Raw genomic sequence first — 22100 nt, 5'->3', positions numbered from 1 at the left:
TCGTTTTTGGGTCTTGACCCGAACACCTCTGGGCACAGGGCATGATGGTTCACTGGAACAGCCTTAACTGAAGGGTAGACACGTGGAACTGACGGTGGTCATGCCCTGCCTCAACGAGGCGGAGACCGTGGAAGTCTGTGTGCGCAAGGCACTGGCGTGCATGGAGGAGCACGGCATCGAGGGCGAGGTCCTGATCGCCGACAACGGCAGCACGGACGGCTCTCAACAGCTTGCCCGCGACGCCGGCGCCCGCGTGGTCCACGTCGAGGAAAAGGGCTACGGCAACGCCCTCATGGGCGGCATCAGGGCAGCACGCGGCAAATTCGTCATCATGGGCGACGCCGACGACTCCTACGACTTCACCTCGCTGCTGCCGTTCGTCGAGCAGCTGCGTGACGGCGCCGACCTGGTCATGGGCAACCGGTTCAAGGGGGGCATCGCGCCGGGCGCCATGCCGCCGCTGCACCGCTACCTGGGCAACCCGGTGTTGTCGTTCGTCGGCCGGCTGTTCTTCCCGTCGGCGATCGGCGACTTCCACTGCGGCCTGCGCGGATTCAGGCGCGACTCGATCCTGAAGCTGCAGCTGCAGACCGGCGGCATGGAGTTCGCCTCCGAGATGGTGGTCCGCTCCACGCTGGCCGGATACGACGTGCGCGAGGTGCCCACGACGCTCTCGCCCGACGGCCGCTCCCGCCCGCCGCACCTGCGCTCCTGGCGCGACGGCTGGCGCCACCTGCGCTTCCTGCTGCTCTACAGCCCGAAGTGGCTGTTCTTCTATCCCGGCGTGCTGATGATGATCATCGGCCTGGTGGCGGGCACCGCGCTGACCTTCGGTCCCGTGGAGATCGGCGAGCTCGCCTTCGACGTCGACACCCTGGTCGGGTCGTCGGCGCTGGTGGTGATCGGCTTCCAGGCGGCGCTGTTCGCGCTGTTCACGAAGGTCTACGCGGCTGAGGAAGGATTCCTTCCGGAATCACCCAGGATCCGGAAGATCATCGACATCGTCACCCTGGAGAAGGGCCTCGTGGTCGGCGGCCTCCTGGCGCTGGCCGGCGTGGTGGGCCTGGTGATGTCGCTGGCGCACTGGCAGGTGCGGAGCTTCGGCGAGCTGAACCCGCGCGAGTCGCTGCGCCTGGTGGTGCCGTCGGCGACAGCCTTGATCATGAGCTTCCAGACGATCTTCGCCTCGCTGTTCGTCAGCATCCTCGGCATCCGGCGCGCCCGCGAAACCCCTACCGACCGGGCGGCCGCCGCCGCCGAGGAGGCCGCTGAAGCGATCTCCCGCGAAAGATCAAAAGCATAACAATCTTTTACGCGGTGCCGTGGCCCGGCCAGTCGCCGCCGGGATCTCGCGAGGAAGATCAAAGGCGTCAACCATCCTTTACGCGCTGCCATGGCCGGCCATCCGCCGTCTCTGGCTCGCGTCTGTCCAGGGAAACGGCCTCTGACCGGTCAGTGGCGCACCACCGTAACGACGCGCCCTGTTGACCGGCTTCCATGGCTCACCCTGGCCGCCGTGGCATCGCGCCGGTCTCCACCGCACGACGTCCCGCCGACGCGGCGCCCGGTGAACCGGTCGTGTGCGTATCGGGCCCACTGGGACCACGGAGTCGGTTAACGTGGGCTCGCGTAACGGCGGGCCACCGGTGAAGGGTCAGAGGCCGTTCCCCTGGAGGGCCATCAGCCGAAGTGCGGCGGGTGGCAAGCCACGGCACCGCGTAAACAATGATGAACTTTGAGTCCCTTAGGCTAAGACCATGTCGCAGCACATTTTGACCGCCGTTGCGTGGCCGTATGCCAACGGCCCCCGTCACATCGGGCACGTTTCCGGGTTCGGCGTGCCGTCCGACGTCTTCAGCCGCTACCAGCGGATGGCGGGCAACAAGGTGCTGATGGTCTCCGGCACCGACGAGCACGGCACGCCCATCCAGGTGCAGGCCGACAAGGAAGGCGTCAGCGCCAAGGAGCTGGCCGACCGCTACAACCGGGTCATCGCCGAGGACCTCACCGGCCTGGGGCTGTCCTACGACCTGTTCACCAGGACCACCACGAAGAACCACTACGCCGTCACGCAGCAGATCTTCAAGGGTCTCTACGACAACGGCTACATCTTCCCGAAGACCACGATGGGCGCGATCTCGCCCTCGACCGGCCGCACGCTGCCCGACCGCTACATCGAGGGCACCTGCCCCATCTGCGGTTACGACGGCGCGCGCGGCGACCAGTGCGACAACTGCGGCAATCAGCTGGACCCGATCCAGCTGATCAACCCGAAGAGCCGCATCAACGGCGAGACGCCGACGTTCGTCGAGACCGAGCACTTCATGCTCGACCTGCCCGCCTTCGCCGAGGTGCTCGGCACCTACCTGCAGTCCAAGCAGGGCGAGTGGCGGCCCAACGTGCTGAAGTTCGCCCTCAACCTGCTCGGCGACCTGCAGCCGCGGGCGATCAGCCGTGACCTCGACTGGGGCGTGCCGATCCCGCTCGACGGCTGGCGCGACCAGCCCAACAAGCGGCTCTACGTGTGGTTCGACGCGGTCATCGGCTACCTGTCGGCCTCCATCGAGTGGGCCAGGCGCTCCGGCGACCCCGACGCCTGGCGCCAGTGGTGGCAGAATCCGGACGCCCGCAGTTACTACTTCATGGGCAAGGACAACATCGTCTTCCACGCCGAGATCTGGCCGGCGATGTTGTTCGGCTACAGCGGGCAGGGCGCCCGCGACGGCTCGCCGGGCTCGCTCGGCGGGCTCAACGTGCCGTCCGAGGTGGTCTCCAGCGAGTTCCTGACGATGGAGGGCAGGAAGTTCTCCTCCTCCCGCCAGATCGTCATCTACGTCCGCGACTTCCTCGCGCGCTACGACGCCGACGCGCTGCGTTACTACATCGCGGTCGCCGGGCCGGAAAACCAGGACACCGACTTCACCTGGCAGGAGTTCGTCAACCGCAACAACGGCGAGCTCGTCGCGGCCTGGGGCAACCTGGTCAACCGGTCGATCTCGATGGCGGCGAAGAACTTCGGCGCCGTGCCCGAGGCGGGCGACCTGACCGACGCCGACCGGGCGCTGCTGGAGCGCTCACGCAACGCGTTCGGCCCGGTGGGCGCGGAGCTCAACAGGTCCAGGTTCAAGAACGCGATCACCGAGGCGTTCGACGTGGTCCGCGAGGCCAACAAATACCTGGCCGACCAGGAGCCGTGGAAGCTCAAGGAGGACCCGGAGCGGCAGAAGTCGATCCTGCACGTCGCGCTTCAGGTGGTCGATGACGCCAAGACGCTGCTCACGCCGTTCCTGCCCAACTCCTCCAACAAGGTCTTCGCCATGCTCGGCGGCGAGGGCGTCTGGTCGGGCATGCCGGAGATCCACGAGGTCGACGAGGACGGCGGCGAGCCGTACCCGGTGATCACCGGCGAGTACGACGGCGCGGCCCGCTGGGAGCACCGGCCGATCAAGCCGGGCACGCAGCTCGCGCCGCCCGTGCCGCTGTTCAAGAAGCTCGACCCGAAGGTCGTGGACGAGGAACTGGCCCGGCTGGCCGAGTGACCCACGTGAGCAAGCTTCCCGCTGCCCCTGAGCCGCTCGCGGCACCTGTGTTCGACAGCCACTGCCATCTCGACGTCATGGTCGGCGACCGGCAGGCCTCGTCGGTCGACCCGGTGGCGCAGGCCGCTCAGGCGGCCGCGGCCACCGTGCGGAGCATCCTGGAGGACGCCAGGGCGGTCGGCGTGACCAGGCTCGTGACGATCGGCTACGACCTGAAGTCCTCCCGGTGGAACGCGGAGACGGCGGCCGCCCAGGAAGGCGTCTACGCGGGGGTGGCGATCCACCCGAACGAGGCGCACGAGGCGACCCCCGAGGTGCTGGCCGAGATCGAGGCGCTGGCCGGGCGGCCCGAGGTCAGGGCGGTGGGGGAGACCGGGCTCGACTACTACCGCGACTGGGCGAGCAAGGACGACCAGCACGCCAGTTTCCGCGCGCACATCGAGATCGCCAAGCGCACCGGCAAGGCCCTGGTCATCCACGACCGGGACGCGCACGACGACGTGCTGAAGGTGCTGGCCGAGGAGGGCGCGCCGGACAAGGTGGTGTTCCACAGCTTCTCCGGCGACGCCGAAATGGCGAAAAAGTGCGTCGAAGCCGGATATTTCATGTCGTTCTCCGGGCCGGTCACCTACAAGAACGCCGCCTACCTCCGCGAGGCCGCCGCCACGGCGCCCCTGGAGCTCATGCTGGTCGAGACCGACGCGCCCTACCTGCCGCCGGTCCCGCACCGCGGCAAGCCCAACGCCCCCTACCTCATCCCCCTCACCCTCCGCTGCCTCGCCGAGGTCAAAGGAATCCATCCGGATCGGTTGTGCGAGGCGATCAACGCCAACGGAGTCACGGTCTTCGGCGCGTGGTGACCCATGTTTCGGTGAAACCGCGGATGCCGGCGTACGGTCACGGTTAGCGTTCGGGCGGTCACTTATCGGAGGTGGTCCGTGCGAGGCAGGAGGCGTGCGCCACGTCCGCCGATCCCGTGGCGTTCCCCGTGGACGCCGGTGGTGTGCCTGGCGGGCGCCCTGGCCGTGGGGACCCTCGTGGCGGTGTCGTACCTGGCCAAGGACGTGACCGTGGTCGTCGACGGGCGGCCGATGGCGGTCCGCGGCTTCGCCGGCTCCGTCCGCGACGTGCTCGACGAGGCCGGCGTCCAGCTGAGCTCCGGCGACGTCGTACGCCCTGGCACGGAGGACGAGGTCGCCGACGGATCCAGGATCGAGGTGCGCCGCGCCCGCCCCCTGGTTCTGACCCTGGACGGCCGCACCACCAAACACCTGGTCACCAGCACGAACGTCGGCGACGCGCTCGCCGAGCTCGACATCTCCCCGGCGGCCGGCAAGATCTCCGCGCCCCGCGACGAGGCGGTGCCGCTGTCGGGGATGTCGCTGACCGTCTACACCAGGCGCAAGGTGTACGTGGTCGCCGGCGCCACCCGCGTCGCCTCCAGCACCACCGCCCGCACGGTACGCGAGGTGCTCCGCAGGAATCGCATCACCCCGAACGACGGTTACGCGGTGAGCCCGCCGCTCGGCAGCTTCCCCAAGGACGGCACGGTCATCACGGTCACCCCGCTCCGAACCACGCCGATCCAGCCGGACGTCCTGAGGCTGAACTGGGCGGCGCTGGCCACATGTCTGTCGGGCGGTGACCCACTCGCCTACAACCCGGACGGGCCGTACTACGGCATGTACCAGTTCAGCCTGCCCGTGTGGAAGGCGGTCGACGGCATGGGCCTGCCGACCGCCTGGCCGGTGGAGGAGCAGACCTACCGGGCCCAGCTTCTCTATCAGCAGGTGGAGGGCAAATGGCGGGGGCCATGGCCGAGCTGCGGCGACCGCCTGCTCACCTGACGCCGCTACCCCGCCACGCTCACCCCGAAGTCGGCCCCCCTCTGCGGCTGGAGCGGCTCAAGGCTCTCGGCGTTCCGCCCGGCCACCGCGACCTTCCCGTACGGTTGCGCGTCCGGCTGTCCCACGAACAGCTTGTTGCCGCTGAAGGCCACCGACCAGCCGAACAACCCGTCGCCGGTCTGCAGCTTCCGGTCCTCGGCGGTGCCCTTCCACGACACGATGCGCACGCCGCCGCCGTACGGGGCGCCGATGGCCAGCCGGCCATCCGCCGAGGCGGCCAGCGAGAACCCGAACGCCTGCCTGCCACCCTGCGTCACCGTCCTGATGGGCTTCCTGGCGGGATCGAGCAGTTGCACGGAGCCGGGTCCAGGGGAGCTGATCGCGTAGCCGGAGCCTTCGGAGTACGCCACCGCGTAGCCGTACCTGTCACCGGAGGCGTTGGTCGGCGAGTCCAGCTTCAGGCTGGTGATCTGGGGTGCGAACACGTCGTCGATGAACACGGCCGAGCCCGAGTCGATCTTGCCCGCCTCGATCTGACGGCCCGCGCCGTCGTCGTTCTCGTACGGCACGCCGACGAGCAGCGCGTTCTTCGGCCCGAACGCCATCGACCAGCCGAACTGGTCGCCCACCTCGCTGTTGCCGCGCACGTCGACGCTCTCCTGGCTGATCCTGCGCAGCTCGCCCGGGCCCCTGCGCACATAGATCGCGCCCACGTCGATGAGCCGTCCCTCGTCCTCGTACGGTGCGCCGATGGCCACCAGGTCGCCTCGGGCCGCCAGCGACCAGCCGAAGTGCGCGAACCGCTGCGGCTGCGCGGCCGTCAGGCGCTGCGGAGGCTTTGCGCCGCCGCCGTAGACCACGTACGCGGCCCCGGCGTCCTCGACGCCGTCCACGTCCGCGTACGGGACGCCGACCACCACGTCGGCGCACGCGTCGCCGTCGACCTTGGCCAGGCGTACCGCCCAGCCGAAGGCGTCGCCCCTGATCAGGCCGGGCACGGCGACCGGGACGACCTTGCCGCCGGACACGACGTGCACGGCACCCTTCTGCTCGTCCGCGAACGGGTCACCCACCACCACGTCGTCGACGCCGTCACCGTCGAAATCGGCGGCCCCGGCGCAGGCAGCCGCGGCGGCCGGAGCGGCGGCGGTGGCCGGCGTCAAGCCGACCGCGAGCACCAGCGCAATGAGCGCCTCCCGGAACCTCACAGCGCCACCTCGATCTGCTTGCCGTTCTCGAGCATGGTCGCCGTCAGCTTCACGGGCTTGCGGTAATTGGCCAGGTCGAACACGAAGGCGCTGTCCACGCGGGCGCCCGGCAGGAGGGCCGGGGGCAGCGTGACGGCGGCAGGGTCGTGCTCGCCGCCGCGGTCGTCGACCATGGTGACCACGGGCTGGATCAGCACCTTGCGCTCGCCGCCCGGGTTGAGCATCGTCCAGCGGATCACGCAGAGCTGGCCCTGCGTCGCGGTCTTGCCCTCGTACTCCTTCAGGCCGCACTCAGGTGCGGCCGCCACGATCGCGATCGGGTCGTCGAAGTTGTCCCCCAGCGGGAACCTCCGGCCCACGTCGTTGGGGCTCGCCGTCGCCGTGGCGCCCTGGGACGGGTTGCCGGCGGTGGTGACCGTGTTCCGGCCGGATGTGACGATCAGGACGGCCACGGTGACGACGATGGCCAGCACGGCCGCCGCGGCGGCGATGAGCCACCGGGTGCCCGAGGTCCTCGTGCCTCCCAGGGTGTCCGGCTCGCTCGGGAGCAGCTCCGGCGTGATGCGGGTCGACCGGTCGCCCGGCTGGGTATCGGTGGCCGGTCGCCCGGGCAACGACCCCCGCGGCTCCTGCGGTCTGGGCTGCGACGCCGCCGCCTGCGCCCCTCGCCCGTGCGCCCCCGGCTGCTGGCCGGGCGCTCCATTCTGGGCTCGACCCTGGGCGGGCCAGCGGGCCAGCTCCTCCTTGGCCGCTTGCTCCTCCCTGCGCGCCAACTCCTCGAACGACGCCGCATCCGGCCGCGCCGCACCGGGCGCCGCACCGGGCGGCGGCCCGCCGGGCACTGCCACACCTGGCCCGCCGACCGCGCCAGGGGCGACGTCGGGCCCGCTGGGCTGCGCCGACTTCCCCATGGTGTCGCTCGGCGGCGGAGTCGTGAACGTCGCCGTGACGTCAGGCTCGTTCACCACGTTCTGCGGCGGCTGCCAGTCGCTGAGCATCTCGGTCGCGACCAGGGTCGGCGGATTGACCGACGGCGGCGGCGTATTGCCTCCCACCAGCGCGATCAGCAGATCCTGCGCGGTCGGACGCGAGGCGGGATCCATCGAGGTGGCCTGTCGTGCCAGCTCGTTCAGCGGCGCGGGCAGCGCACCCAGCTCCGGGGAGGTGTTCAGCACACGGTGGGCCATCGTGATGGGGTCACCGCGCCCGAACGGATGCCGCCCGTTGCCCGCGTACGCCACCAGACAGCCCCATGCGAAGATGTCGGCCGCCGGGCTGACCATCTCCCCGCGTACCTGCTCGGGCGCCCACCACCCTGGACTGCCCAGTAACTCACCGGAAAGCGTGAACCCCGTCTCCCTGTCGAGCGCCCTGGCGATGCCGAAGTCGATCACCCGCGGCCCCGACAGCGAGAGAATCACGTTGGCGGGTTTGAGATCCCGGTGCACCAGACCCGCCACGTGGATCGCGGCCAGCGCCGCCGCGACCCCCAGCGCGACGCCATGGAGCGGTCCCGGGTCCAGAGCCCCATATTTCGCGATCTGATCGGACAGCGGGGTGCCCGCGATGTACTCGGTCACCATGTACGGCCGGCCGTCGCCGGTGTTGCCGTTGTCCAGCACCTGAGCGGTGCAGAACGACGCCACCCGGCGAGCGTTCTCGACCTCCCCATGGAACCTGGCCGCGAACCCCTCCTGGTTGGCGAACTCCGCCTTCACGACCTTGAGCGCGACAAAGCGCCCCGTCGGCGCACGTGCGAGGAAGACAGTCCCCATGCCGCCTTCGCCGAGCCGCCCCAGCAGGCGGTACGGCCCGATCTCCCGCAAGTCCGTCGGGCGGAGCGGCGCGGCGCCCGTTGGCTCCATGAGGGACGTCCCTTCCTGTTCCACGCCATCCTCTCCTTTGGTCTCCCCATCCGCCATCGCAGGTTCTTCGATGCGGGAGACTGATTGGATGATGAGGCTGTTGGGCCCTGCAGAAATACGTATTTTGGCGAACAAGCTAGATCTTCGTCCCACAAAAAAGCTAGGCCAGAACTTCGTGATCGACGCCGGAACGGTCCGGCGCATCGTCCGTGTTGCCGAATTGTCACCGGACGACGTGGTCATCGAGGTCGGGCCGGGGCTCGGCTCGCTCACCCTTGCCCTGCTGCCGTCGGCCGCGCACGTGGTGGCCGTCGAGATCGACCCGGTCCTCGCCACCCAACTCCCCATCACGGTCGCCGACCGCGGCCCGTCCGACAATCTCACGGTCGTCAACGCCGACGCCATGAAGATCTCGCCTGACGACCTGGCCGGTCACGTCCCCACGGCCCTGGTCGCCAACCTCCCGTACAACGTGGCCGTCCCCGTGGTGCTCCATCTCCTGGAGGTGCTCCCGTCCCTGCGCAAGGGCCTGGTGATGGTGCAGTCCGAGGTGGCCGACCGCCTCGCCGCCGGACCGGGATCCAAGGTGTACGGGGTGCCGTCGGTCAAGGCCGCCTGGTACGCGGACGTACGCCGGGCCGGCCCCGTCGGCCGTACCGTCTTCTGGCCCGTCCCCAACGTCGACTCGGGCCTCGTCTCCCTCATTCGCCGCGAACCGCCTGCCACGACGGCTTCGCGCGAGGAGGTCTTCTCCGTGATCGATGCCGCGTTCGCCCAGCGCCGCAAGACCCTGCGCGCGGCTTTGGCGTCGTGGGCGGGCAGTCCGGCCGAGGCGGAGAACGTCCTCAGGGCGGCCGGCGTGGACCCATCGGCCCGCGGCGAACAGCTCGACATCACCGCCTTCGCCCGCATCGCCGAGCACCGCCCCTGAGCCAGGCCGTCGCCCAGAAGATGGCACCCCACACCACCGACCCGCCGGCCTCCCGGCTCTCGCAGAGTCCCGCTGGGAATCACTGCCGCTATGACTGTTCGCGGGCCATACACGGGGGCAAGCGGTCGGGTCCTGCCGGCGGGGCGGTGCCGGATGAGGGCGCCCGGCAGCGGCCGGGATCGCCGATTCAGGAGTGTTCGGGCAGGTAGAGGCGCCGGTTCGGCAGCCCCGGCACGGCAGCCGGGTCAAGGCCGCCGCTGAACGTCTTCGCCACAGCCGTACACGATGACCTGAACCACATTCCGGACAACGTCCCTGCTGACGCTCCCTGGCGGCGCGCTGACCAGAGTGAAAAGCGCACCCCCATAGAGCGCGATCATGGCCGGGATCTTCTCGCCTGGGATGGTGAGGCCGAGTTTGTCGTGGTGCCCAGCGGTGACGTGCAACGCCGTGTCCTGCAGGCCCGCGAGCACCGAGGCGAGCACCGGCCGGCGCGCGGCCTCCAGTTGCAGTTCGAAGATCGCCAGATAGCGGTTGCGCAGGGTGGTCGCCGCGGTGAGCAGCGATTCCGTCAGCAGGTCGACCAGCGTCGAGGGCTGCTCGACGGCCCGGTCGGTGTCGGCGTGATGCAACTCGGCGATGCGCTCCGCGGCGGCCACCAGCAGCGCTTCCCGGCTGCGGAAATAGTTCGAGGCCGTTCCCGGCGGAAGGTCCGCTTGCTTCTCCACCGCGCGGTGGGTCAGCCCATGCACGCCTGAGGACGCCAGCAGCTCGATGGCGGCATCGGTCAGGGCTCGGCGACGGGCCGGATTGGTGGGCGGCATGCGGTCATGCTACCAATAGCCGTACTAGTACGATCGTAGTGAATCAGCGAGGAGGTCTCATGAGGATCGTGGTGGTCGGTGCCGGGCTCGGAGGCGTGGCGGCCGCGGTGGGGCTGCATCGCCTGGGGCATGAGGTGACGCTCTTCGAACGGGGCGCCGAGCTCAGGGAAGCCGGCACGGGGATCGTGGTCATGCCCAACGGGCTTCGCGCGCTGGACGCGCTGGGGCTGGCCGAAGACGTTCGCGGGCACGTCATGCATGCGACCCGCGGGGGATTGCGGGACTGGCGCGGACGGCCGCTGCTGGTCACCGACTTGGTCGAAGCGCAGCAGGAGGTCGGGACGCCCGCCATGATCGACCGACCGGAACTGCACCGCGCGCTACGCACCCCGCTGCCCTCCCACCTGGTCCGGACCGCGACCCCGGTCGAGCGCCTGGAGCCCGACCCTACTGGGGTCACCGTGATCAGCGACGGCAACCCCGTCGCGAGAGCGGACGCCGTGATCGCGGCCGACGGTATCGGCAGCAAGCTGCGCGAACAGCTTTTCCCCGGCCACCCCGGGCTGCGGCGGACCGGTCGGATGGACCTGCGCGGCATGTTGCCCCGCCCTCCCGGCGTGGCAACAGACCTGCTCGCCAGCCAGTTGGTCGACCGCCGCAGCGGGGCGATGTTCGGCCTGTTCCCCGTTGGCGAGGACCGCCTGTACTGGTTCACCGACTCCGATCTGCACGGCACGCCGCCCGGCCCGGAGGAGGCGCGCCGGCAGATGCTGTCGCTGATGGCCGACTGGCACCCCCTCGTCCCAGCGCTGATCGAGGCCACCCCGCCCGCCGACATCTACGTCGACCCGATCAGCCGCCTGGCCGAACCCCTGCCCTCGTTCGCGGCCGGCAGGATCGCGCTCCTCGGCGACGCCGCACACGCCATGTCACCGGACCTCGGCCAGGGTGCCAGCCAGGCCTTCGAAGACGCGGCCGCACTAAGCCGCCACCTGATCGGCGCCGAGCCGGCAGACATCGTCCAGCGGCTCCTGCGCTACGACGCCGAGCGCAGACCCAGTGCCAACCGCATGATGCGGGCGGCTGCCCGGCAATCGCGGCTGACCTCCCAGACCGGCATCGCCGCGTGGCTACGCGACACGTTGCTGCGCGCCATTCCGTCCCGACTGGCCACCCGGCAGCTTGCCGCCCTCTGGCGCGCCTAGTAAGCCGGTGACAACTTCGCGATCACGGCTGGGATTTGGGCTGGTAGCCCCAGATCAACCCGCTGATTGTGGATAAGCGCTCGTTCTCCACAGAATCACGTTCGGCCCCATGACGCCCCGCCTCCCCACACGATTCTGGCCTTCCTCATCCACCCGCTACGGCGGATCCAGGAAGGCTGACCATGACCAACCGTCTTGCTCTTCTCTCGCTCACCTTCACAGGCGGGCTCTTCGTGACCTTTGCGGCGATCCCCACCACAGCGGTCCGCGCCGCGGCCCTGCCCACCCCCGCTGCAACCCCCTCCAAGGACGCACAGCCCGCACTGTGGGGCCCAGGACTCCGGTTGGAGCCGCGGACGTGGCCCCTGACCGCGCTACCACCCATGTGGCCCATGCACGCGGCACCCGCCACGTGGCCCCTCGCCGCACTACCGCTCGCCGAGGCCCAGACCGCCCTGCCCGGCACAGCACCCCAGTCCGCATTCCCCACCGCAGGCCCTCGCATCGCACCGCCCACCACGGCAGCCCAGTCCCCGTTCCTGCAGAAGCCCAAGCGGAAGACCACCAAGGGCCAAATCGCCGCCTCCGCCGCCCTCGACCAACTGGGCGTCTCCTTCTCCTGGGGCGGAGGCTCCGCGAAGGGCCCCACCCTCGGCATAGGCCGAGGCGCGCACACAAGAGGCTTCGACTGCAGCGGCCTGACCCTCTATGCCTGGGCCCAGGCAGGCGTGACCCTGAGCCACTACACGGGCGCCCAGTTCCGCCAGGGCCGCAGGATCGCGCCCGGCTCCCGCCGCGTCGGCGACCTGCTCTTCTTCGGCGGCGGCACAGGCGACCCCACCCACGTGGCGCTCTACTTGGGACGAGGAATCATGATCCACGCCCCCAAGACCGGCGATGTGGTCAAGAAGACAAACTTCCTCAGATCGCCCTACTATCGCGCCACCTTCCGAGGCACCGTACGCCCAGGCTAACCGCCCGCCACCCGGGCACACGCTTTGACAAACCCCGGGACCAGCGCGGCCAGAAGCTCCTGATCTTCGTCGCGGGCGAGGTGGCCCCCACCCGCCATAGCTTCGACGAGCGCCTCCGCATCCACATCCCGCGAGTGGCAGACCACCGCCGCTGTCACGAACGCAGACTCGCTCGGATGGAGATCACGCACCCGGCCAGCACGATCCATCGGGGGTCCACCGGATATTCGGGCACCAGTCCCTCGGTTCCATCACCGGTGAGGTTCCGCAGGCCATCCCGTGAAACGCTCAAAGGCGAGGAGCCCAGCGTATTCAGACCCCCAAGGGCGTCGAAGCAGATGACGACCAGCCGATCCCGTACCGATTACTTGCGGCCGCCGCGGGCTCGAGTTCCACGCCGCAGTCCCGATCGGCGGTGACCGCCAGCCCATCGGGCACGACGGCGATCGCAGCGCGCACCTTGGCGGCCGTGCCGACCAGGCTGCCGTCGTCATCGACGTCGATCCGCCCCCTCCTGCCTGCGTCTGCCATGCCGGCGCGCAGTCGCGCCCTTCGCCAGCCGTTTCCCCGTACGCGACCCTGGGGCCTGCCACTGCGCGACCTCGGCAACTCGCTCGGACAAATGACCGCCAATCTGACTCTCCGTGTTGGGGGATTGATCGTTTCCCACGTCATCCTTCAAGAACACCATGTCAGAGCCGCGTGCCCCGATAACATCACGTCAGAGCCGCGTGCCCCGATAACATCGAGTCACTCGCTCCCCGGCCTGTAGGTCGGGGCCTGTCCCGCTGAACCGGGGCGGACCGGAGTGACCAGATCCAGCCACCATGCATAAGGAGGTGACCTTGGTGGCTACGTTGGACACACGTCAGCAGATCCACTTCGCCGTGCTTCCTCAGCGGCGGACTCTGGAATCCGCGCCTGCAGACACTCCTGGAGCAGGGACGAAACGGGGCGCGGAGGCCTTCGGGCAGCGGAGTGTCCGACATGGTCGAGGGGAGACCCGCCACGCCTCACCTGACGCGGCGAGCGTCACCCCCGCAAGGGGAGAAGCCGGTCGTGAGACCGCACCCCGCGTGTTCGCCCTGGCCTCCGACGGCACGCCGCTGGATCCCTGCCATCCCGCCCGTGCCCGCAGGCTCCTGAAGGCGGGGCGGGCGGTGGTGGCCCGGCACACCCCGTTCGCCATCCGGCTGAAGGACCGCTCCGCCGAGCAGTCCGAGATCCAGGGTGTGGAGGTCTCCCTGGACCCGGGCAGCCGGCACACCGGCATGAGCTTGTTCCGCGCCCACGACGGCACCCGATACGGCCTGTTCGGCATCCGGCTCGATCATCGCGGCGGTAAGATCCGCGACAAGCTCGCGGCTCGGACCGCCTACCGCAGGCGTCGTCGCACCGCGAACCTGCGCTACCGTGCCCCCCGGTTCGCCAACCGCACCCGCCCGGACGGCTGGCTCCCACCGAGCCTGCGGCACCGCGTGGACACCGTCATAAGCTGGGTGCAGCGACTGCGCCGCCTCGCCCCGATTCGGGCGCTCCACGTGGAAACCGTGCGCTTCGACACTCACGCCCTGCCCGCAGGCAGGCCACTGGAGGGCACCGGGTATCAGCACGGCACCCTGCATGGTTATGAGACCCGCGAATACCTGCTGACCAAATGGGGGCGGGCCTGCGCCTACTGCGGAACGACCGGCACCCCACTGAACATCGACCACATCCAGCCCCGCTCCCGAGGCGGCTCGGACCGGATCAGCAACCTGACCGTCGCCTGCATGCCGTGCAACCAGGCAAAGAACAACATGCCGGTCACCGACTTCCTAGCAGGCCGCCCGGCCGTCCTGGCTCGGATACTTGCTCAGGCCAAGGCACCGCTGCGAGACGCCGCCGCCGTGAACACCACCCGCTGGGCGCTGTATACGGCGTTGACGGCGACCGGCCTGCCCGTGCGCTGCGGCAGCGGCGGCCGCACCAAATGGAACCGGCACCGCACCGGCGCCCCCAAATCCCACACCCTGGACGCCCTCCACGTGGCCGATCTCGACCGTGTCGCCTCCTGGCCAGGCCGGGTACTGGTGATTGCCGCCACCGGGCGGGGCTCCTACTGTCGGACAGCCACCGACAGGTTCGGCTTCCCCCGGCTGCGCCTGCCCCGCACGAAGCAGATTTTCGGGTATCAGACCGGCGATCTCGTACGCGCGATCATAAGGAAAGGCAAGCACCCCGGGTCCCACACTGGTCGGGTTGTCATCCGCACCTCCGGTAGCCACACCGTGCAGACCGCCAGCGGCCCTATCAAGACCTCGCACAAGCATCTCCGCCTGCTCCAACGAGCAAACGGCTACGCCTACACCACCAAGAAGGAAGAACACCGGTGCGCATCCTGACGGCGGTTCAGCTGGCAACAAACCGCCTTTCCCTCCCCTGCTACCCGGGAGTCTGTTTCCTCTACGGCCCGAAGGCCGGCGTATTCACGGAGAAGGTCCGATGAGTTCGGTGACCGTACGCGTGCCCGCGAAGGTCAACGTGCAGCTTTCTGTCGGCCCGCTCAGGGAAGATGGCTTTCACGACCTGGTCAACGTCTTCCACGCAGTGTCGATCTTCGATGAGGTGGTGGCGAAGGAGTCCGAGTCGATCACTGTGTCGGTCAAGGGGAAATGGTCCGACCAGGTGCCGGTCGACGACAGCAACCTGGCGATCCGGGCCGCTCGCGCACTTGCCAAACACGCGGGACGCACCTACGGCGCCGAACTGATCATCCAGAAGGACATCCCGGTCGCGGGCGGGATGGCCGGCGGCAGCGCCGACGCCGCCGGGGCTCTCGTCGCCTGCAACGAGCTCTGGGGGCTGGGCCTGCCCTTCGACGATCTCATGGAGATCGCCGGAGACCTCGGCAGCGATGTGCCGTTCTCCCTGCTCGGCGGTACCGCCGTCGGCACCGGACGGGGCGAGCAGCTGAGCGAGCTCCCCACGGGCGGCACGTTCCACTGGGTGTTCGCCCTGGCGAACGGCGGCCTCTCCACGGCCAGCGTCTACGCCGAATGCGACCGGCTCCGCGCCGCCGAGGGCGCCGAGGTCCCGTGGCCCCAACTGAACGACTCGCTCATGGAGGCTCTGGGCACCGGCGACGCGTACGCCCTGGGCGCCCACCTGAGCAACGACCTCCAGCCCGCCGCGCTCAACCTCCGCCCGGAGCTGGCGCCGACCCTGGACGCCGGCCGTCAGCACGGGGCCCTCGGCGCGATCGTCTCCGGGTCGGGTCCCACCTGTGCCTTCCTGGCCATCGACGCCCTCCACGCCCGCGACCTGGCCCTCAGCCTGACCACCACAGGCGCCGCCCACACCGCCGTCCCCGCCCACGGCCCCGTCCGCGGCGCCACCCTCGTCTAACTGGCTCAGCCACTCTCAACGGTCCAACCCACCCGCCTGTTCAACCCATGTCAACCCGGCCTCGTTTCGCCGCGTCAGGGCGCCAGCCGGGCCGCCGTGTACGGGCGCCGCGTCAGGGCTGCCGTGTACGGGCCGCCGCGTTAGGGCGGCTGCGTTAGGGCTGCCGTGTCAGGGCTGCCGTGTCAGGGCTGCCGTGTCAGGACTGCCGTGTACGGGCTGCCGTGTCAGGGCGCCGGTCCGGGCCGTCGTGTCGGGGCGCTGCGTCGGGCCGCTGGGTCAGGGGGCTGCGTCGGGCCGCCGTGTTGGCAGCCGGTGCCGTTTCGGGGCATGTGCTTGGCCTTGTCGGTCTGCCATGCCTACGGGCCCAAGCCGCTGCTCAGCGACGTGTCCCTCGGCTGTCGGCCTGGGATGCCGTTCCGGCGTTGCTGCCTCGGCTGTGTCGGCCTGGGGCGCCGTTTCGGCGTATCTGCCGTGCACTGCGGTGCTGTGCCTGGCGTGCGGTGCCCTGTCGGCGGTGCCGTGCTTGCCGCGATGCGCTGGCCTGCCGCGTCGGTGCGGCAGGGGCTCTTGGCCGTCGGCCCGGTGCGGCTCCCGGCGGTGGAAGCGCTGGGCGGTGCGTTGGCCTGCCGTGTCGGTGCGGCAGGGGCTCTTGGCCGTCGGCCCGGTGCGGCTCCCGGCGGTTCGAAGCGCTGGGCGGCATGTGGGGTGCATGCGGCGTGCGGGCGGCGGACGGGCGGGCGGTGTGCGGCGGGCGTGCGGGGGCGTGCGGCGGGCGGGCGGCGCGTGGACCGGGAGCCTATACCCTGGGTAAGTCATGAATCTGGTCAATCTTGAGTCGGTCTCCCATGCCTACGGGCCCAAGCCGCTCCTCAGTGACGTGTCCCTCGGCGTCGAGGCAGGCGAGCGGATCGGCGTCGTCGGGCGCAACGGGGGCGGCAAGACGACCCTCATGTCGGTCATCGCCGGCGACGTGCGCCCCGACACCGGGCGTGTCACGCACACCCGGGGCCTGCGGGTCGGTTTCCTGTCGCAGCAGGACACGCTCGATCCGGCCGCGGCCGTGCGGGACATCGTCCTGGGCGCGATGGCCGAGCACGAGTGGGCCGGTGACCAGCGGGTCAGGGAGATCCTGGCGAACCTGATCGGGGACCTCGATCTCGACGCCAAGAGCGGCGAACTCTCGGGAGGCGAGCGCAGGCGTACGGCCCTGGCGCAGCTGCTCATCGACGACCATGACCTGATCATGCTGGACGAGCCCACCAACCACCTCGACATCGAGGCGATCGCGTGGCTGGCCGGGCACCTGGCGGCCAGGAAGAGCGCACTGCTGGTGGTGACCCACGATCGGTGGTTCCTCGACGCCGTGTCCACCCGCACCTGGGAGGTCGTGGACGGGCGCGTCGAGCGGTACGAGGGAGGCTACGCCGCCTACGTGCTGGCCAAGGCCGAGCGGGAACGCATCGCCCAGGCCGCCGAGGATCGCCGCCAAAACCTCATGCGCAAGGAGATCGCCTGGTTGCGACGCGGCCCGCCCGCCCGGACATCCAAGCCGAAGTTCCGCATCGACGCCGCCCAGGCGCTGATCGCCAACGAGCCGCCGCCGCGAGAGACCGTCGAGCTGATGAAGTTCGCCGCGGCCCGGCTCGGCAAGACCGTCTACGACCTGGATGACGTCACCCTGCACGCGGGCGGGCCGGCCACCGGGCCGCTGGTGCTCGATCGGTGCACGTGGCAGTTCGGGCCGGGCGACCGCATCGGTCTGATCGGCGTCAACGGGTCAGGGAAGTCGTCGGTGCTGCGGCTGCTCGCTGACACGCTCAAGCCCGACTCCGGCCGCGTGGTCAGAGGCAAGACGGTACGCCTCGCACACCTGTCCCAGGAGCTGACCGACCTCGATCCGACGCGGCGGGTGCTGGAGTCGGTCGAGGAAGTGCGGAAGTACCTCCAACTCGGCAAGAGGGAGTGGACCGCCTCCCAGCTCCTCGAACGCCTGGGCTTTCGCGGCGAGGCGCAGTGGAAGGTCATCGGCGACCTCTCCGGCGGCGAACGGCGCCGGCTTCAGCTGCTCAGGCTGCTCATGGACGACCCGAACGTCCTGCTGCTCGACGAGCCGACCAACGACCTCGACATCGAGACGCTCAACGAGCTGGAAGACCTGCTGGACGGCTGGCCGGGCACGCTCATCCTGGTGAGCCACGACCGCTACTTCCTGGAGCGGGTGGCCGATCGCTGCGTCGCACTGCTGGGCGACGGCAAGCTGTCGCTGCTGCCCGGCGGGGTGGACGAATATCTGGAGCGGCGCGCGGCGGGCACCGCCTTGACCGCACGTCTCGGCACCGCCACGGTGTCTCTCGGCGGCCTGTCCGGTTCCGTCGATGCCGGCAGAGGACCGGGGACGACGTCGACCGGGACCTCAGCGTCCGATCAGGCGCCGTCCGGGTTGTCGGCGAGGGAGGAGCGGGAACTCCGCAAGGAGCTCAACCGCCTGGAACGCCAGCTCGACAAGCTGACCGACCAGGAGGCCCGCCTCCACACGGCCATGGCGGAGGCTGCCAGCGATTACGCCAAGCTGGGCACGCTGGACGCCGAACTACGCGAGATCACGGCCCAGAAGGACACGATCGAGTCGGAGTGGCTCGAGCTGGCCGACCGCCTCGGGGACTGACCATATTTTCGACTTGTCCATGGGTCGCCCAAGCGACCGTCGGCCTGCTCCCGAGGCGGCCAAGCGATCGTCGCCTCGCCTGTGGCGCGCCCAAGCGACGGTCGCTCCAGCAGCCGCCGCTCTGTCAGTGAGCCGCCGGTCAAGTGGCGGGGCCAGTGAGCCGGCGGTCAAGTGGCGGCCCTTACCCCGACGGCCACCGCTTCAGCGAAGACGACGGCCAAGAATGCGCTCGTAACGGTGAGAACCCGTGAGCCTTCACGACCGGCCATGACAGACGGCAACGTTCTACGGCGCGTGCGGTGACGCTGGGCGACCGTAAAAAAAGAAAGACCACACGGGGAAGAAAGAGATCAGGGGGAGTCGAAGGGTGCGAGGAGCGTGCGGAGGAGGGAAGAGAGGGTGCGCTGATCGTCCAGGTCGAGCCCGGACAGGAGATCGTGCTCCCGCCTGAGCAGGTCGGCGAAGGCGGCGTCGACCCGGGCCAGCCCCGTGTCCGTCAGGGACACCAGCACGCCGCGCCGGTCCTCGGGATCGGGACGCCGCCGGACGAGCCCGGCCTGGGCGAGGCGGTCGATGCGGTTGGTCATGGTCCCCGAGGTGACGAGGGTGGCGCGCAGCAGCGCCCCAGGGCTGAGCTCGTACGGCTTCCCGGCCCGCCGCAGCGCCGTCAGCACGTCGAACTCCCATGGCTCCAGACCATGCTCGGCGAACGCGGCTCGCCGGGCACGGTCGAGATGCTTGGCGAGTCGTGACACTCTAGAGAGCACCTGGAGCGGCTCGACGTCAAGGTCGGGGCGTTCCGCTCGCCAAGCCGCGACGAGGCGGTCGACCTCGTCTCTCGGATCCTCCGTCATGACACAGAAGTGTACTGTCTTGACATCGAGATATCTCTCTCGATATCAATTATCTTCATGTCAAGAGATATCTGGGACCCGGTGACCTACGCGGTCTATGCGGACGAGCGGTCGCGGCCGTTCATCGAGCTGATCTCCAGAGTGGGGGCGGTCAATCCCGATTATGTCGTGGACGCCGGCTGCGGCAGCGGTGAACTCACTGTGGAGCTGGGCAATCGCTGGCCCAACGCGACGATCGAGGGCTTCGACTCCTCGCCCGCGATGATCACCAAGGCGCGTCAGCTGAAGTCCTCTGCCAGGTTCGCGGTCGCCGACGTGGCGACCTGGCGGCCGGACCGGCCCATGGACGTGATCGTCTCCAACGCCGTCCTGCAGTGGGTGCCCGCGCACCGAGACGTGCTGGAGCACTGGATGGAGGGGCTGGCCGCGGGCGGCTGGCTGGCTTTCCAGGTGCCGGGCAACTTCGACGCGCCGAGCCACGTCGCGATCCGCGAGCTGTGTGCCTCGCGGGCCTGGTCCGACAAGCTGAGCGACGTCACCAGGGCCAACCCGGTCGATGACGCCGCCGGCTACCTCGATCTGCTCAACCAGGGCGGCACCCAGGTGGACGCCTGGGAGACGACGTACGTGCACGTGCTCCAGGGCGAGAACCCCGTGCTGGACTGGGTGTCCGGCACCGCCCTGCGCCCGATCTTCGACCGGCTCGACCCGGACGAGCAGCGGCGGTTCAAGGCCGATCTGGCCGGGCCGCTCGCCGAGGCGTATCCGGCCAGGCGTTACGGCACTCCGTTCCCGTTCAGGAGGGTCTTCGTGGTGGCCCAGAAATGATCAAAGCGCTGCATCACGTCCAGCTCGCCGCGCCCAAAGGCAGCGAGCCGCTGCTCAGAGACTTCTACGTGGGCGTGCTCGGCCTGCGTGAGGTGGCAAAGCCGCCGAAACTCGCCGAACGCGGCGGCGCCTGGTTCCGGGGCGACGGCGTGGAGGTCCATCTCGGCATCGAGGACGACTTCAGGCCCGCGCGCAAGGCCCATCCGGCCTTTCTGGTGGACGACCTCGACGCGTACGCCGCCAAGCTGCCTGACGCGGTCCCCGATGACCTTTTGCCGGGTTATCGGCGCCTCTATGTCTCTGATCCGGTCGGGAACAGAATCGAACTCCTGCAATTAGTGTGATGTTTACCTTGTGGTGGCATCATTGTCCGAAATCGGACGCATGCGAGGTGCAGTGGGCATCGAGATCGAGGACAAGTTCGACGTTCCTCAGGAATACGTGATCCCGGATCTGAGTGGTCTGGCCGACGTCGTGGGCCCGAAGAGTTACCAGCTCGTGGCCCTTTACTATGACACGCCCGACCTGCGGCTGGCCGCCCGAGGCGTCACGCTCAGGCGACGACGAGGCGGCGACGACGCCGGCTGGCACCTGAAACTGCCCAAGGCCAAGGGCGTGCGCCAGGAGATCACCCATCCGCTCACTCGCAGCACCAAGATCGTGCCTCCGGAACTGGCCGAACTCGTCCGCGCCTACACCAGGGGCGCCGATCTCCAGGTGGTCGCCGAACTGGACACCCGCAGGACCGTCACAGTCCTGCTCGACGGGGAGACCAAGCTGGTCGAGATCGCCGACGACCGCGTCAAGGGCACCGACCACAGGGTCGAGGACAAGGTCGTGCGCTGGCGCGAGGTCGAGGCCGAGCTGCTCGACGACACCCGCCAGGCGCTGCTGACCAAGGTCGGCAAGCGGCTCAGGAAAGCCGGCGCCACGCCGTCCGGCAGCGCCAGCAAGCTGGCCAAGCTGCTCGACCCCACCCCGCCGGCCAGGGCCGCCACCGTGCCGGGCTCGGCCGGCGAGATCGTCGTCAACTACCTGGCGAGCCAGGTGTCCGCACTGCTCTCGCAGGATCCACGGGTACGCAGGGCCGAGGACGACGCCGTGCACCAGATGCGCGTGGCGTGCCGCCGGCTGCGTAGCGCGATGAAGGCGTTCAAAACCGTCGTCGTCGACACCGGCGAGCTCCAGGAGGAGCTGCAGTGGCTCGGCAACGTGCTCGGCGAGGCCCGCGACCTGGAAGTGACCAGGGCCCGCTTCGCCAAACTGCTCGCCGGCGTGGCTCCCGAGCTGATCATCGGCCCGATTCACACCAGGCTCGGCTGGGACCTGCACAAACGCGAAGAAGAGGCGTACGAGCGGATCAAGGAGACGCTCAGCGGCGACCGCTACTACGCCCTGCTCAACGCCCTCGACGAGCTCATCGCCGAGCCGAAGCTGGGCAAGGCGGCGGCCAAGCCGGCGCAGGAGCGGCTCAGCGCCATCGCGGCGGCCGGCTGGAACAGGGTGACCAGGGCATACGACTTCGCCCAGGCCATCGAGGACCTCGAACGCCGTGAGATCGCCATGCACGACGTGCGCAAAGCGGCCAAACGCGCTCGCTACACCGCCGAAGCGCTGCAACCCACCCTCGGCAAGGACATGGCCAGGCTGGCAAAGCTGGCGGCGGGCATCCAGGAAGTACTGGGGACGCACCAGGACGGCGTGGTCGCACAGGAAACGTTGGCGAAGGAGGCGGAGAGCGCCCGTCAGGCAGGTGAGGACACCTTCACGTACGGGCTGCTGGTCGGGATAGAACGCAACATCGCAGACCGGGCACACGCCGACTTCCCCAGGGTATGGGCGGAAACTGTCAAAGCAGCGGGGAAGCTTCTGTAACCGGATCCCCCGTGTAAACGCGGGGGCTTTCACATGTACCGCGGCGCGGTGTACCGCGCCACCTTCGCCTCAAGGAGGGCATCGCCAGGGAACGCAGC

At 69.4% G+C, this 22100-nt stretch carries 18 protein-coding genes; 13 read left to right on the top strand and 5 right to left on the bottom strand.

The genetic code is table 11. The annotated features are described in order from the left end of the window. Positions 1–82 precede the first annotated feature (82 nt). The 4 genes from EDD27_RS37080 to EDD27_RS37065 all read left to right on the top strand — a co-directional run bounded on the left by EDD27_RS37080 (position 83) and on the right by EDD27_RS37065 (position 5386). Complete coding sequence (locus tag EDD27_RS37080; RefSeq protein WP_206641817.1) at positions 83–1303, top strand: glycosyltransferase family 2 protein; 1221 nt, start codon at positions 83–85, stop codon at positions 1301–1303. Between the two features lie 454 nt (positions 1304–1757). After that, entirely contained in the window at positions 1758–3539 is a 1782-nt protein-coding gene (gene metG, locus EDD27_RS37075) for a methionine--tRNA ligase (protein WP_127936537.1), read from the top strand. Between the two features lie 5 nt (positions 3540–3544). After that, a complete protein-coding gene (locus EDD27_RS37070) occupies positions 3545–4399 on the top strand; it encodes a TatD family hydrolase (protein ID WP_127936536.1) in 855 nt (284 codons plus the stop codon). Positions 4400–4477: 78 nt separating this feature from the next. Beyond that, positions 4478–5386 (top strand): resuscitation-promoting factor, encoded by a 909-nt coding sequence (locus EDD27_RS37065; RefSeq protein WP_164903954.1) that lies wholly within the window; start codon positions 4478–4480, stop codon positions 5384–5386. Between the two features lie 5 nt (positions 5387–5391). Here the strand turns inward: EDD27_RS37065 and EDD27_RS37060 are convergent, their stop codons facing one another. Further along, a complete protein-coding gene (locus tag EDD27_RS37060; RefSeq protein ID WP_164903953.1) occupies positions 5392–6594 on the bottom strand; it encodes an FG-GAP repeat protein in 1203 nt (400 codons plus the stop codon). Then, positions 6591–8483 (bottom strand): serine/threonine-protein kinase, encoded by a 1893-nt coding sequence (locus tag EDD27_RS55925; RefSeq protein ID WP_338324681.1) that lies wholly within the window; start codon positions 8481–8483, stop codon positions 6591–6593. Before EDD27_RS55925 ends, EDD27_RS37060 begins: the two co-directional genes overlap by 4 nt. Positions 8484–8529: 46 nt before the next feature. Between EDD27_RS55925 and rsmA the strand changes: the two genes are divergently transcribed. Further along, the gene (rsmA, locus tag EDD27_RS37050) at positions 8530–9390 is read left to right on the top strand and encodes a 16S rRNA (adenine(1518)-N(6)/adenine(1519)-N(6))-dimethyltransferase RsmA (protein WP_206641816.1); all 861 of its coding nucleotides are present in this window, start codon (positions 8530–8532) and stop codon (positions 9388–9390) included. A 245-nt stretch (positions 9391–9635) separates the two neighbouring features. On the opposite strand, the gene EDD27_RS37045 is transcribed toward rsmA, so the two are convergent. Further along, positions 9636–10214, bottom strand: a complete 579-nt coding sequence (locus EDD27_RS37045; RefSeq protein WP_127936534.1) for a TetR/AcrR family transcriptional regulator — start codon at positions 10212–10214, stop codon at positions 9636–9638. A 59-nt stretch (positions 10215–10273) separates the two neighbouring features. Between EDD27_RS37045 and EDD27_RS37040 the strand changes: the two genes are divergently transcribed. Both EDD27_RS37040 and EDD27_RS37035 read left to right on the top strand, forming a co-directional pair. Beyond that, a complete protein-coding gene (locus EDD27_RS37040) occupies positions 10274–11419 on the top strand; it encodes an FAD-dependent oxidoreductase (protein ID WP_127936533.1) in 1146 nt (381 codons plus the stop codon). Between the two features lie 182 nt (positions 11420–11601). Then, positions 11602–12393, top strand: a complete 792-nt coding sequence (locus EDD27_RS37035; protein ID WP_127936532.1) for a C40 family peptidase — start codon at positions 11602–11604, stop codon at positions 12391–12393. Between the two features lie 312 nt (positions 12394–12705). Here the strand turns inward: EDD27_RS37035 and EDD27_RS37030 are convergent, their stop codons facing one another. Beyond that, positions 12706–12924: a hypothetical protein gene (locus EDD27_RS37030; RefSeq protein WP_127936531.1), complete on the bottom strand. Its 219-nt coding sequence runs from the start codon at positions 12922–12924 to the stop codon at positions 12706–12708. A gap of 545 nt (positions 12925–13469) precedes the next feature. On the opposite strand from EDD27_RS37030, the gene iscB reads away from it, so the two are divergent. The 3 genes from iscB to EDD27_RS37015 all read left to right on the top strand — a co-directional run bounded on the left by iscB (position 13470) and on the right by EDD27_RS37015 (position 18445). Next, positions 13470–14777 carry an RNA-guided endonuclease IscB gene (iscB, locus tag EDD27_RS37025; protein ID WP_241564462.1) on the top strand — a complete coding sequence of 436 codons (1308 nt, stop codon included), beginning with the start codon at positions 13470–13472 and terminating at the stop codon, positions 14775–14777. Positions 14778–14877: 100 nt separating this feature from the next. Beyond that, positions 14878–15780 carry a 4-(cytidine 5'-diphospho)-2-C-methyl-D-erythritol kinase gene (locus EDD27_RS37020; RefSeq protein WP_127936529.1) on the top strand — a complete coding sequence of 301 codons (903 nt, stop codon included), beginning with the start codon at positions 14878–14880 and terminating at the stop codon, positions 15778–15780. 814 nt (positions 15781–16594) lie between these two features. Beyond that, complete coding sequence (locus tag EDD27_RS37015; RefSeq protein ID WP_127936528.1) at positions 16595–18445, top strand: ABC-F family ATP-binding cassette domain-containing protein; 1851 nt, start codon at positions 16595–16597, stop codon at positions 18443–18445. A gap of 350 nt (positions 18446–18795) precedes the next feature. Here EDD27_RS37015 and EDD27_RS37010 read toward each other — a convergent pair whose 3' ends face one another. After that, a complete protein-coding gene (locus tag EDD27_RS37010; RefSeq protein WP_127936527.1) occupies positions 18796–19299 on the bottom strand; it encodes a MarR family winged helix-turn-helix transcriptional regulator in 504 nt (167 codons plus the stop codon). A 57-nt stretch (positions 19300–19356) separates the two neighbouring features. Between EDD27_RS37010 and EDD27_RS37005 the strand changes: the two genes are divergently transcribed. From EDD27_RS37005 to EDD27_RS36995, 3 genes are read left to right on the top strand one after another with little or no spacing between them, the layout of a single operon-like run. Then, positions 19357–20127, top strand: a complete 771-nt coding sequence (locus EDD27_RS37005) for a trans-aconitate 2-methyltransferase (RefSeq protein ID WP_241564461.1) — start codon at positions 19357–19359, stop codon at positions 20125–20127. Beyond that, a complete protein-coding gene (locus EDD27_RS37000) occupies positions 20124–20471 on the top strand; it encodes a VOC family protein (RefSeq protein ID WP_127936526.1) in 348 nt (115 codons plus the stop codon). The genes EDD27_RS37005 and EDD27_RS37000 overlap by 4 nt, the downstream gene beginning before the upstream one ends. A gap of 40 nt (positions 20472–20511) precedes the next feature. Further along, positions 20512–22002 (top strand): CYTH and CHAD domain-containing protein, encoded by a 1491-nt coding sequence (locus tag EDD27_RS36995; protein ID WP_241564460.1) that lies wholly within the window; start codon positions 20512–20514, stop codon positions 22000–22002. Positions 22003–22100: the final 98 nt, after the last annotated feature.

It is taken from the genome of Nonomuraea polychroma, assembly GCF_004011505.1.
Lineage (GTDB): Bacteria > Actinomycetota > Actinomycetes > Streptosporangiales > Streptosporangiaceae > Nonomuraea > Nonomuraea polychroma.
The sequence above is the reverse complement of the archived record's forward strand: the minus strand, read 5'-3'. Positions and strand labels throughout refer to the sequence as shown.